This is a genomic window from Rhodococcus mengyinensis, from assembly GCF_048381435.1.
Classification (GTDB): domain Bacteria; phylum Actinomycetota; class Actinomycetes; order Mycobacteriales; family Mycobacteriaceae; genus Rhodococcus_F; species Rhodococcus_F opacus_D.
The window spans coordinates 31985-44148 of the sequence record NZ_JBLWIT010000133.1 but is presented as its reverse complement, the minus strand read 5'-3'; the positions used below and the strand labels follow the sequence as shown (position 1 = coordinate 44148).

The following is a 12164-nucleotide window of genomic DNA, read 5'->3' as shown; positions in this document are numbered from 1 at the left end:
TCTCGAGGGCAACGATGGGTCGAACAAGCGGAGCGAACCACGCGTCCACCGCGCAGTTCGGCAACATTCAGCTTAACCGGCCACCCTGACGGTTCGTGCCGCGGACGATGGCGCGCAATTTGTCCACGCGCCCCGCGATGTCCCGCTCACCGCCGTGAGTGGTGGGCTGGTAGTAGTCGACACCGACCAGCTCGTCCGGCGGATACTGCTGCGCCAGTACCCCGTCGGGGTGATCGTGGGGATAGCGGTATCCGACGGCGTTGCCGAGTTTCGCCGCCCCCGCGTAGTGGCCGTCGCGCAGATGCGGCGGGACGAGCCCGGCGTTTCCGGCGGCGACATCCGCCATCGCGGCACCGAGCGCGGCGATGACGGCCCCCGACTTGGGCGCGGTCGCGAGGTGGATCGTGGCCTGGGCGAGGGCCAGGCGGGCCTCGGGCATACCGATCAGCTGTACTGCCTGCGCGGCGGCGGTCGCGGTCTGCAGCGCGGTGGGGTCGGCCATGCCGATGTCCTCGCTGGCATGGACCACCAGCCGCCGCGCGATGAAGCGGGGGTCCTCGCCCGCCGTGAGCATCCGGGCCAGGTAGTGCAGGGCGGCGTCGACGTCGGAACCACGGATCGACTTGATGAAGGCGCTGATCACGTCGTAGTGCTGATCGCCGTCACGGTCGTAGCGGACGGCCGCCTTGTCGACGCTCGCCTCCACGGTCGCGAGGTCCAGCAGCACCGGACGGTCCGCGTCACCGGCCTGGTCGAGCGCAGCGCCCGCCGCCGCCTCGAGCGCGGTGAGCGCCCGGCGGGCGTCACCGGCCGCGAGGCGCACCAGATGGTCCATCGCGTCACCCGCGATCTCGATCTCCCCGCCGAGACCCCGCTCGTCGGTGCGCGCCCGCTCCAGAAGGTTCTCGATGTCGTCCGCCGTCAGCGACTGCAGTTGCAGCACGAGTGAGCGGGACAGCAGCGGGGACACCACGGAGAACGAGGGATTCTCGGTGGTGGCGGCCACGAGGAGCACGATCCGGTTCTCCACCGCCGCCAGCAGGGCGTCCTGCTGGGTCTTGGAGAAGCGGTGCACCTCGTCGATGAACAGCACCGTCTGCTCGCCCGCGAGCAGGCGGCGGCGGGCCAGTTCGATGACGCCGCGCACTTCCTTCACCCCGGCGGACAACGCGGACAGTGCCTCGAAGCGGCGGCCGGTGGCCCCCGAGATCAGCGACGCCAGCGTGGTCTTGCCGGTGCCGGGCGGACCGTACAGGAGGACGGACGCGGCCCCCGACCCCTCCACGAGGCGCCGCAGCGGCGCGCCGGGGCCCAGGAGATGCTGCTGCCCGACCACCTCGCCGAGCGTGCGGGGACGCATCCGCACGGCCAGCGGTGCGTGGTGGTCGACCGACACGGGACCGGGAACCGATCGCGGGGCCGATGCCGCCTCGTCGGGCTGCGCCGTCTCGAACAGGCCTGCCGACTCGTCCTCGCCGACATCCGAACCGAAAAGATCGCTCACAAGTTCGACGCTACTGGAACCGCACCGTCCGACCCAGTCCGGCCGGACCGTGGGTCAGCCGACGGACAGTCCCCGGATCTTGTCGGCGATGACGCGGGCGTGGTGGGCGACCACCGTGTTCCCGGCGTGATCGGCCGAGCGGGCCAGCTTGTCCCAGCGCTGGGTCAGCGCCTCGGACCGCGGCACGGACAGGTGGTGCTCGCGGACGGCGGCGATGCGGGTGTGGTTCTCCGGTAGGAACAGGTAGGTGCTGAGCCACACCCAGATCAGCTGCGCCTCGACCATGCGGGCGGCGAGCACGTTGTCGTCGGCGAGCGCAGGCCACATCCCCACGACCTCCGCACGCCAGGCCTCGATCATCGCCTGCGTCCGGTCCTCGGACAGTTCGATGCTGCACAGGCAGCCGGGGAACGAGACCAGCGCGTACGCGATGTCGAGCATGGCGTCGCGGAAACCGCCCCACTCGTAGTCGAGGAACCGCACGCCCTCGTCGTTGACGATGATGTTGTCCGGGCACAGGTCGGACGGGCTGAACGCCCGGAACCGGCCGCTCTCGAACAGCTTCGCGGCACGCGCCACCTGATCGGTCAGATCCGGGGAGACATCGACGCGGAGGATCTCGGACAGCAGGCCGGGCACGGCGGGCACCGCGCGCTCCACCTGTTCGGCCACGGTGTCGTCGCAGTGCGCCACCTCGGCGCGGCGCAGCAGCGCGGTGAAGTCCTCCTCGCGGCCCACGGTGGCCGCGTGCATGCGGCCGAGCGCCTGGGCCATCGCCATCAGGGTGTTGGTGACGGTGTCGGAGTCGGAGTGCTCGAGCAGGGCGCTGATCGGGGTGGCGTCCCCGAGGTCGCTGAGCACGAGGAGCCGGGCGTCGAGGTCGGATGCGAGCAGTTCGGCTCCGGGGCGGCTGTCCGTCGCCAGCGCCGTGGCGAACTGGTACGAGACGGCCTCCCGGAGGAAGGCGCTGCGGCTGTCGCCGGTGAGATCGTCGGGATCGACGGCCCGCGCGCCGGACACCCCGGACTCCTCGCGGACCTGCTTGATCACCAACGTCCGCGGAAGGGAGAACGGATTCTCCGCCACGCGCACGCGGAGCACGATGGTGCGGCCACTACCGCCGAGATCCACGGGATCCACCAGTGTCACGGGTGCCCCTGTGCGACGGGTGAGCAGCTTCTCGGCTGCGGCAACTACCTCTGAAACGGGGTCTGCCAGTATTGCAGTCATCGCGGACCAACTTACCTGCTAGTGACACGGATCATCGAGTCCTCCACCGGAAGCCCGGATGAATTTCAGCATTTCGGCTGATCCGGCGCGAGCACTTCGATCGGCGCCACGTCAACCGACACCGCAATGGTGCTGTTTCGTGCCTCTGTGTATATGACACCGCGCAGCGGCGGCACGTCCGCGTAGTCCCGGCCCCACGCGACCACGGTATACCGCTCGTCGACCAGCTGGTCGTTGGTGGGGTCGAAGGCGAGCCACCGGTCCCCCGGCATCCACACGGCCGCCCAGGCGTGGGTCGCGTCGACGCCGATCATCCGTTCCTTGCCGGGCGGCGGTTGCGTCGCCAGATAGCCGGACACGTACCGGGCCGCCAGTCCGCGCGAGCGCAGGCAGGCGATGGCGAGCCGGGCGAAGTCCTGGCACACCCCCGACCGCTTCTCGAGCACCTCCGCGACGCGCGTGGAGATCGACGTCGACCCCGACTTGTACTGGAAGTCGCGATGGATGCGCGTGGTGAGATCGACCACCGCGTCGGCGAGGGGCCGTTCCGGCGGGAAACTCGGCGCCGCGTACTCGCGGACCGCGTCGCTGATCTCGGGGGGTTCGAGGTCGAGCACGAACTCCTGCGCCATCGCTCCCTCGGTTCCCACGGGGCGGGACAACTCCCACGGCGCGTTCGCGGGTGCGGCGGCGAGTCGGGTCTTGTCGGGTCCGTAGACCTCGATCTCGGATTCGGCCGCCACGACCAGTTCCTCGTGCGGCGTGCTCACCTGGAAGTACAGGTCCCGGTTGCCGTACACGTCGGACCCGGTGGAACGGTCTGCGGGCGCCGGCGAGATGTCGACGACGGAACTCACGCATCGCTGTTCATCGGTGTCGCGGGGCAGGAGATAACCCCGGCCGTACGACGAGGACACCGGCCCCGAGTACGTGTACGTGGTGCGGTGGGTGATCTTGTATCGGCGCAGCACCGGCCGTTCCGCTGCCTCGTCCGCGCGGGGCGACACATCGGTCATGCGGGAACCCCGCCCTGCGCGGCGCTCCACGTGGTCCCGCTACCCCACAGCGGCTGGGTGCCGCCCGGCAGCGACAGCTGACCTTTCAGCATCACGTCGGACAGTTCGCTCAGCAGTGCGCGCATCGTGGTCGTCAGCTCACCCAGCTCCTTCCTGGACCCGTTCGCGTCGACCGATTCGAGTCGAGCAGGGTCGACGCGTCGCACGGTGTTGACCATGTCCTCGACGAGCCGCTCCGCACGCGACGCACCCGAGGCGTCCGGCAGTGCAGCCAGATTCGCACGGAGCGCCTCGAGCTGGAACGCCAGCGACCGCGGGTTCTTCACGTCGAACAGCAGCAACTCGGCCACGGCGGCCGGGCGGATGCTCCGATTGCGGCGGCGGTAGACGACGGAACTCTCCGTGGCGACGAGGAGCGATTCGATCACCGCCCGCTCGGTCGCCGGGTCCGTCCTCCGTCGCAGCGTGGACTCCACCAGCGCGATCAGGGTGGATGCCCGCTCGATCCGTTTGCCGATGTCCATGACGTGCCAGCCGGTGTCCCGCACCAGCGATTCCGCGGCGACTCCGGACAGTGCGAGCATCCCGCCGAGTACGGCGGACTGCGCCTCGAACAGCAGGGAACCGTCGTCGGCCGTGTCGGCGGCGACCTGCCCGAGTGCGCGTTCGACGGAACTGAGGACGGCCCAGATGTCGTTCGACAGTTGCCCGCGCACGGCCCGCGCGGCCTGCTCGACGCCGCGGACCGCATGCGCGAGCGACCCGTCCCGGTCGGGGTCGACCGTCAGCGAACGGAACTCCGAGCGCACCCGCGGCTGGTCGGCAACCGGATCCGAGCCTGCCTCGGCACCGCGATCGGGCCCTTGCGGGCGGTTCCCGGCGTCGGCGACCCGCAGGACCGTGTCGAGCAGGATCGGGAGGCTTCCGCCGCCCGCGAGCCACGGTCGCAGACGGTAGTCGCGGTACTTCTCGCCGACGGCGATCATCAGGCGTGCCGCACCCTCGGCGCGCTCGGCGAACCGGCCCATCCAGAACAGTTCGGTCAGTGCGCGCGGCGACGTCATCAGGTCGGACGTCGTCGCCGCATACGTGGGCAGGGCTTCCCCGTCGCGGTCGGCGGCGTCCCCCGGATCGGTGGACGCGGTGCGCTGGGCCAGCCGGATCCAGACGTCCTTCGCGCCGGCGTGACGCCGGTCGCCGCGCTCGGCCCCGGGAACGAGGGACGTGCCGAGACCTCCGGCCATGGGGGTGAATCCGACCTGCTGCGCGACGTTGAACAGCCGCACCCCGACCGGTGCGAGGAAGACGTCCCCGGATCCGTCGGCCGCCGGCGCATACGAGGGGTCCGGGACGATCTGCCCGACCCACCGCTCGGGTTCGGCCCGCACCCGGTCCAGCAGGGTGTCCCGGTCGGCGGCACCGAGCTCGGCGGGCACGATCGGCGACCCCCCGTGCACCGCGCGCAGCACCATCGACGAGACGTTCGCGAGGATGTGCGACAGCTCCGACCGGTCGCCACCCCAGAAACTCGGCACCGACGGCAGGAGTAGGTCCTCGTCGAGGAGACGACGGCACAGGTCCGGGAGCAGCCGGGTGAGGGCCGGGTTCTCGAGGATTCCGCTGCCGAGAGGGTTGACGACGGTCACCGCTCCCCGTCGCAGCACCTCGACGAGCCCGACCACGCCCGACCGGGAGTCGGGGCGCAGGTCGAGGGGGTCGGCGAGGTCGGCGTCCACCCGCCGGACGATCACGTCGACGCGTTCCAGGTTGCCGAGCGAGCGCATCCACACGTGGCCGTCGCGGACCACCAGGTCGGCGCTCTCCACGAGCGGGAAGCCGAGGACGGTCGCGAGATACGCCTGATCGAATGCCGCCTCGGACCGAGTACGGGGGCTGAGGACCACGACCAGGGGGTCCTCGGTGCCCGCGGGGGCGGCGTCGATCGCCGCCAGCCGCATCGACTGGGCGAAGGAGGACAGCGGACGCGGGCCCACGCTCTCGTAGATGCCGGGCATCGCCCGGGCGACGACGCGGCGATCCGCCATCGCGTAGCCGGCGCCTGCCGGCGACTGCGTGTGGTCGCGCAGCGCGTGGAACGTGCCGTCGGCCCCGCGGCCGACGTCGAGTCCGTGCAGGAACAGTTGATGGCGGCCCGGCACCGTGATGCCGTGCGCCGCACGGACGTACCCCGGGTGTCCGAACACCGTGCGGGCAGGCACGGCGCCGCTCCGGACGAGCGCCATCGGTCCGTACAAATCGGCGAGTACCGCGTCGAGGAGGCGGGAGCGCTGCACGAAGCCCTCCGCGAGCTGCTCCCATTCCTCGGCCGCCACGATCAGCGGGACCGCGTCGATCGCCCACCGCGGCGGCACGGTCGGGGCGTCCGATCCGTCGAGGGGGTTGTAGGTGATCCCATGGTTGTCGACGAGAAGCCGGATGCGGGACTGCAGGCGGCGGACGGAGTCCGGCCCGCCTCCGGTGAAGTCCTGGGCCAGCTCCGCCCACGGGTCCCGGACGTCGCCGCCGTCGTCGAAGAGTTCGTCGTAGCCCGCGCCGTCGTGGGGCGACACGATCATCAGGCCCTCCGCCTCTGTGCCACGGACCGCTCTTTCCGCGCCTGCTCGAGGAGCCGGCGGGGATCGCCGCCGCTGCGCAATCGCAGTGCCAGAACCAGGACGCCTGCGATCACGATGCCCACCATGTTGACACCGAGTTGCAGCGCCGCCAGCGCCGCGACGCGCCATTCGCCCACGGTGACCGCGACGGCGGCGAATCCCGCTGCGGGGACGGTGGTGACCGAAATGAAGACGCCGACGAGTGCCGCCGACTTCGCGGACACGAGCGCGAGCATGCCTGCCGCGCCGGCGAGGAGCGCGACGATCAGTGAGAGCGGTCCGACCCGGTAGATGAAGTCGACCTGGTCGAGGGACTCGATACTCTCGAAGTCCATCCAGCCGACCCGCTCCATCAGCAGCGTCGCGACCAGCGTCGCCGCCATCGCGAACGGGAAACCGAAGAGCAGGGCGATCAGCGATCGCCGGGCCAGACCGAGCTTGCGCCGCATCAGCGCGACGGCGAGCGCGGCGAGCGGACCGAACTCCGGCCCCACCACCATGGCCCCGACGACGGTGATCGGCGAGTCGGTCACCACACCCACCGCGGCCAGCAGGCAGGCGATGGTGAGGAACGCGAGGAAGGTGCCGTTGAGTGTCGACTCCTCGCGCGTCCGGCTGACCAGTTCCTCCCACACGACGCTGTCCGCGGGATCGCCCGGAGCCGCCTTCTCCGCGTCGTGTGCGGACTTCGACAGCACCGTTTCGACGGGCACCACCGTGATCGCGCCGGTGCGATCGATTCCCAGGGCCTCGAGCGCGTCGATCACGTCGTTCGCGGACTCGCGGGCCACGTCGGTCTGGATCGCGTCGCCGGCGGGGTCGATCGCGGCGGCGCGCAGCACCACCACGTGGGTGGCCCCGGGTTCCGCGGCGAGCACACCGAGGACGTCCTCGGTGCGCTCGGCCGGACAGATCACTCGCAGGTGCAACATCGTGTCCCCCGGCTGTTCCGCGTCGTCCGGTCAATCGAGTCCTGCCGGCAGATCGCGCCGGCGGGCCCGCCTACTTGGCTGCGGGTGCGTCGGGCTTGGCCGCAGCGGCATCGCCCTTCGGCTCCGGCTTGGCGTCCACCCCGGACTCCTTGCGCTGCTGCGCGGTGATCGGAGCCGGAGCATTGGTCAGGGGATCGACGCCGCCGCCCGACTTCGGGAACGCGATGACCTCGCGGATCGAATCGACACCGGCCAGCAGGGCGGTGATGCGGTCCCAGCCGAACGCGATGCCGCCGTGCGGCGGGGCGCCGAACGCGAACGCGTCGAGCAGGAAGCCGAACTTCTCCTCGGCCTCCTCGTGGGAGATGCCCATCACCTTGAACACTCGCTCCTGAATGTCCTTGCGGTGGATACGGATACTGCCGCCACCGATCTCGTTGCCGTTGCAGACGATGTCGTAGGCGTAGGCGAGCGCGGACCCCGGGTCGGTGTCGAACGTGTCGATCGACTCCGGCTTGGGCGAGGTGAACGCGTGGTGCACCGCCGTCCAGGCGCTGTAGCCGAGCGCGACGTCGCCGCTCGCGGTGGCGTCCGCCGTCGGCTCGAACAGCGGTGCGTCGACGACCCACACGAAAGCCCACGCGTCCGGGTCGATGAGGTTCTGCTTGCGGGCGATCTCGCCACGCGCGGCACCGAGCAGCGCACGCGACGACTTGGTGGTGCCGGCGGCGAAGAAGATGCAGTCGCCCGGCTTCGCCCCGACGTGCGCGGCGAGGCCCTCGCGTTCGGTGTCGGTGAGGTTCTTGGCCACCGGTCCGCCGAGCGTGCCGTCCTCGCCGACGAGCACGTACGCCAGGCCCTTGGCCCCGCGCTGCTTCGCCCATTCCTGCCAGGCGTCGAGCTGCTTACGCGGCTGGCTCGCGCCGCCGGGCATGACGACCGCGCCGACGTACTCCTGCTGGAATACCCGGAACGTGGTGTCCTTGAAGAACTCGGCGCACTCGACCAGTTCGACGCCGAAGCGCAGGTCCGGCTTGTCGGAGCCGTAGCGACGCATCGCCTCCGCGTACGTCATGCGCGCGATCGGCGTCTTGATCTCGTGCCCGACCAGCTTCCACAGCGACGACAGCACCTCCTCGGCGAGGAGGATGACGTCGTCCTGGTTGACGAAGCTCATCTCGATGTCGAGCTGGGTGAACTCGGGCTGGCGGTCCGCGCGGAAGTCCTCGTCGCGGTAGCAGCGCGCGATCTGGTAGTAGCGTTCGATGCCACCGACCATGAGCAGCTGCTTGAACAGCTGCGGGCTCTGCGGCAACGCGTAGAAGGTGCCCGGCTGCAGTCGCGCAGGAACCAGGAAGTCGCGGGCGCCCTCCGGCGTCGACCGCGTCAACGTGGGCGTCTCGACCTCGACGAACTCGTGGTGCGCGAGCACGGCGCGGGCCGCGGCGTTGACCTTGGACCGCAACCGGATGGCGTGGCCGGGGCCCTCACGGCGCAGGTCCAGGTAGCGGTACTTCAGGCGCGCTTCCTCACCGGCATGGTCGTCCAGCTGGAACGGCAGCGGCGCGCTCTCGTTGAGGACCTCGAGGTCGGTGACGTTGACCTCGATGGCCCCGGTGGGGATCTCGAAGTTCTGGTTGCCCTCGGGACGCACCTCGACCACACCGGTCACCTTGACGCAGTACTCCGCGCGCAGACGGTGAGCCTGCTCGGCGGCGGCGCCCTCCCGGAACACCACCTGGGAGACACCCGACGCGTCACGCAGATCGATGAAGATCACCCCGCCGTGATCACGACGCCTGGCAACCCAACCGGTGAGGGTTACGGTCTGCTGGGCCTGCTCGGCTCGCAATGAACCGGCGAGATGTGTGCGCAGCACGGGATTCCTTTCGAAACATGGGGCAAGCTACTTCGTTGGCTGAGATCCTACGGAGACACCGGGCGTGAGCGGAAACGCATACCCGCTTCACGTGCGAGGCTCGATCGGCACGCACCGGAAAACTGCAGAGAAAGCGACGACACATGACCTTCAACGAGGGCGCCCGAATGGACTCCGGCCGGGTGTCGGTCGGCGGCGGGGGCGGCGGTGGCCTCGGCGGAAAGTTCGCGATGGGCGGCGGCGCCGGCGGTCTGATCGTGCTGGTCCTCGCACTGCTCCTCGGCGGCGATCCCGGCTCGCTACTCGGCGGCCTCAGCGGCACCACCGATTCCTCCGCCCAGAATTCCGGCGCGGGCCTCGCCGGATGCGAGACCGGCGCGGACGCCAACCGCGACGTGAACTGCCGGGTGGTGTTCACCGCAGGCAGTCTCGACTCCGTGTGGGAGCAGGAGCTCGCGAAACAGACCGGCACCGCGTACGTGCCGCCGGAGGTGGTGCTGTTCTCCGGTTCGGTCAACACCGGCTGCGGCAACGCCACCAGCGAGGTCGGACCGTTCTACTGTCCGGCGGACTCGACGGCGTACTTCGACACCAGTTTCTTCCAGCTCCTCGTCGACCGTTTCGGGTCCAGCGGCGGACCGCTGGCGCAGGAGTACGTCGTGGCGCACGAGTTCGGCCATCACATCCAGAATCAGCTCGGCGACATCGGGCGGGCGCAGGCCGACCCGCGGGGCGCCGACTCGGCGGCGGTGCGAACGGAGTTGCAGGCCGACTGCTACGCGGGTGTGTGGGCCCACTACGCCGACAGCCTCCCCGGCCCCGACGGCGGGCCGCCGTTCCTGAACACCCTGACCGACACCGACATCGACGACGCCCTCTCCGCCGCCTCGTCGGTGGGTGACGACCGGATCCAGCAGTCCGCGGGCGCCCGGGTGAATCCGGAGGGCTGGACGCACGGCTCCTCGGAGCAGCGCCAGAAGTGGTTCGCCACCGGGTACCGGACGGGTCAGGTCCAGGCCTGCGACACCTATTCGGCGCGCGATCTGAACAACCCACCCGCGCTGCGCTGACCACTGGACTCACCGACAATTATTTTTGTCTTGACAGGATTTATCGTCGGTGCGAGGGTTGACGCATGTTGGACGTAGCAGTGATCGATCAGGCGGCCGCCGCGGAGATCTCCCTGGACCCGGTCCGGGCGCAGTTGCTCGCGGCGCTGGCCGAACCCGGTTCGGCGAGTTCCATCGCCGCGACGGTCGGATTGACGCGACAGAAGGCCAACTACCACCTGCGGGCACTCGAGGAGCACGGCCTCGTCGAACTCGTCGAGGAACGCAAGAAGGGCAACGTCACCGAGCGGGTCTTCCAGGCCACCGCGGCGTCGTACGTCATCTCCCCCGCCGCGTTCGCCGCCCTCGCACCCGATCCCGACCGGTCGCCGGACCAACTGTCGGCCCGCTGGCTGGTGGCACTGGCCGCGCGACTGGTGCGTGAGGTCGGCGAGTTGATCGCCGGCGCCACCGCGGCGCGGCAGCCGCTGGCCACCTACGCGATCGACAGCGAGATCCGGTTCGCGTCCGCGGCCGACCGGTCCGCCTTCGCCGACGAACTCGGCGAGTCCGTGAAGCACCTGGTGGCCCGATACCACCACGAGAACGCCCCGAACGGACGCAGGCACCGACTCGTCGTCGCACTACACCCCAGCCTGAAAACACCGACCGCGCAAGCCAAGTCACCCGACAACCGTCACGAGGAGAGCTAGCCATGTCCCAGAACTTCGAGATTCGCCGCGAAGTCGTCCTGAACGCCGGCCCCGAGGAGGTGTTCGCCGCCGTCACCACCGGCACCGGGGGCTGGATGTTCCCCTCCGAACTCGATCCCGGCGTGGGCAGCGAGGGACCGGACGACCCCACCGTCGTCGCGTGGGAGCCGCCGCAGAAGTTCGCCGTGCGGCAGGAAGGTCCCGACGGCTGGTTCAACGCCCTCGAATACCTCATCGAGGCCCGCGACGGCGGCACCGCGGCGCTGCGCTACGTCCACAGCGGCATCTTCACCGACGACTGGGACGCGCAGTACGACGGCGCCGACAAGCACACCACGTTCTACCTCCACAGCCTCGGCCAGTACGTCCAGTACTTCGCAGGCCGCGCGGCCACCTACATCACGACCGCCGGCCCGGATACGTCCACCGGTCCGGGCGCGATGGCCACACTCCGCGGCGCGCTGGGGCTGACCGACACTTCCGCCGCAGGCGACGCCGTGTCCGTCGACGTGCCCGGTTTCGGCACCGTCGACGGTGTCGTCGACTACCTGACGCCGCACTTCATCGGCATCCGGACCGCCGATGCGCTGTACCGGTTCTACGGCCGCAACGCGTTCGGCGGAACGGTCGACGCGGCGCACCACCTGTTCACTGCGGGTGCCGACCAAAAGAAGTCGCAGGACGCGTGGAAGTCCTGGCTGGACAACGCCTTCGCCTGAACCCGGCACACCTCCGCTCAGGACGCCGTGAACTCGCCCCTCCCCGGAATGTTCGGGGTGCTCGTGGCGATCTCGATGCTGACCCGGCCCGCCCCCGGATCGAAGTACACGGCTGTCGGCGCGCCCGGACCGTCCCAGCCGCTCAACGCCACGCCCACTGCTTCGTTCCGGAGGCGCCGGTGTCGAGGTTGCGCCAATGCAGGGTGCCGTCGACCATGCAGACCCGGGAGGGGCCGACGAAGTACGTCGTCAACAGCACGTAGTTCGGACCGTACGGCTCCGGGTAGTCGGACGACGCGTGGGCGTCGATCCGCCCTCCGCACACGCTGAGGTCGCCGGGGTTCAGACCGTGCCCGATCGTGTAGGTGGGGGTCAGCGTCGCAGCATCCGCCCCGGCGGCGGCCGGTGCACCGAGTAGTGCGGCCGCGGCGAGCGAACCCACCACCGCCGACCGGACAACCAGATTTCCCACAGGCATGGCGCTCCTCGGTCGTTGTGCGTCGGGCG

General features: G+C 70.1%; 9 protein-coding genes and 1 pseudogene. 3 read left to right on the top strand and 7 right to left on the bottom strand.

The features are described 5' to 3' along the window. Nucleotides 1–67: 67 nt before the first annotated feature. The 6 genes from ACNJ7E_RS31320 to aspS form a co-directional block, all read right to left on the bottom strand. Nucleotides 68–1504 (bottom strand): replication-associated recombination protein A, encoded by a 1437-nt coding sequence (locus tag ACNJ7E_RS31320; protein ID WP_016880315.1) that lies wholly within the window; start codon nt 1502–1504, stop codon nt 68–70. A gap of 54 nt (nt 1505–1558) precedes the next feature. After that, nucleotides 1559–2734, bottom strand: a complete 1176-nt coding sequence (locus tag ACNJ7E_RS31315; protein ID WP_009480406.1) for a phosphotransferase family protein — start codon at nt 2732–2734, stop codon at nt 1559–1561. Nucleotides 2735–2799: 65 nt separating this feature from the next. Then, entirely contained in the window at nt 2800–3750 is a 951-nt protein-coding gene (locus tag ACNJ7E_RS31310) for a transglutaminase family protein (RefSeq protein ID WP_418341772.1), read from the bottom strand. Then, nucleotides 3747–6326, bottom strand: coding sequence for a circularly permuted type 2 ATP-grasp protein (locus tag ACNJ7E_RS31305; protein WP_418341771.1), 2580 nt, complete (start codon nt 6324–6326; stop codon nt 3747–3749). Before ACNJ7E_RS31305 ends, ACNJ7E_RS31310 begins: the two co-directional genes overlap by 4 nt. After that, complete coding sequence (locus ACNJ7E_RS31300) at nt 6326–7297, bottom strand: DUF389 domain-containing protein (protein ID WP_105421877.1); 972 nt, start codon at nt 7295–7297, stop codon at nt 6326–6328. Before ACNJ7E_RS31300 ends, ACNJ7E_RS31305 begins: the two co-directional genes overlap by 1 nt. A 70-nt stretch (nt 7298–7367) precedes the next feature. Then, nucleotides 7368–9176, bottom strand: a complete 1809-nt coding sequence (aspS, locus tag ACNJ7E_RS31295; RefSeq protein WP_418341770.1) for an aspartate--tRNA ligase — start codon at nt 9174–9176, stop codon at nt 7368–7370. A gap of 143 nt (nt 9177–9319) precedes the next feature. Between aspS and ypfJ the strand changes: the two genes are divergently transcribed. From ypfJ to ACNJ7E_RS31280, 3 genes are all read left to right on the top strand, one after another. Beyond that, nucleotides 9320–10246 (top strand): KPN_02809 family neutral zinc metallopeptidase, encoded by a 927-nt coding sequence (gene ypfJ / locus ACNJ7E_RS31290; protein WP_105421881.1) that lies wholly within the window; start codon nt 9320–9322, stop codon nt 10244–10246. 65 nt (nt 10247–10311) lie between these two features. Further along, on the top strand, nt 10312–10938 hold the full coding sequence (locus tag ACNJ7E_RS31285; RefSeq protein ID WP_105421883.1) for an ArsR/SmtB family transcription factor: 627 nt from the start codon (nt 10312–10314) through the stop codon (nt 10936–10938). Nucleotides 10939–10940: 2 nt separating this feature from the next. Beyond that, on the top strand, nt 10941–11657 hold the full coding sequence (locus ACNJ7E_RS31280) for an SRPBCC family protein (protein ID WP_280782188.1): 717 nt from the start codon (nt 10941–10943) through the stop codon (nt 11655–11657). Nucleotides 11658–11674: 17 nt separating this feature from the next. On the opposite strand, the pseudogene ACNJ7E_RS31275 reads toward ACNJ7E_RS31280, so the two are convergent. After that, nucleotides 11675–12135, bottom strand: a pseudogene (locus ACNJ7E_RS31275) (hypothetical protein). Nucleotides 12136–12164 lie beyond the last annotated feature (29 nt).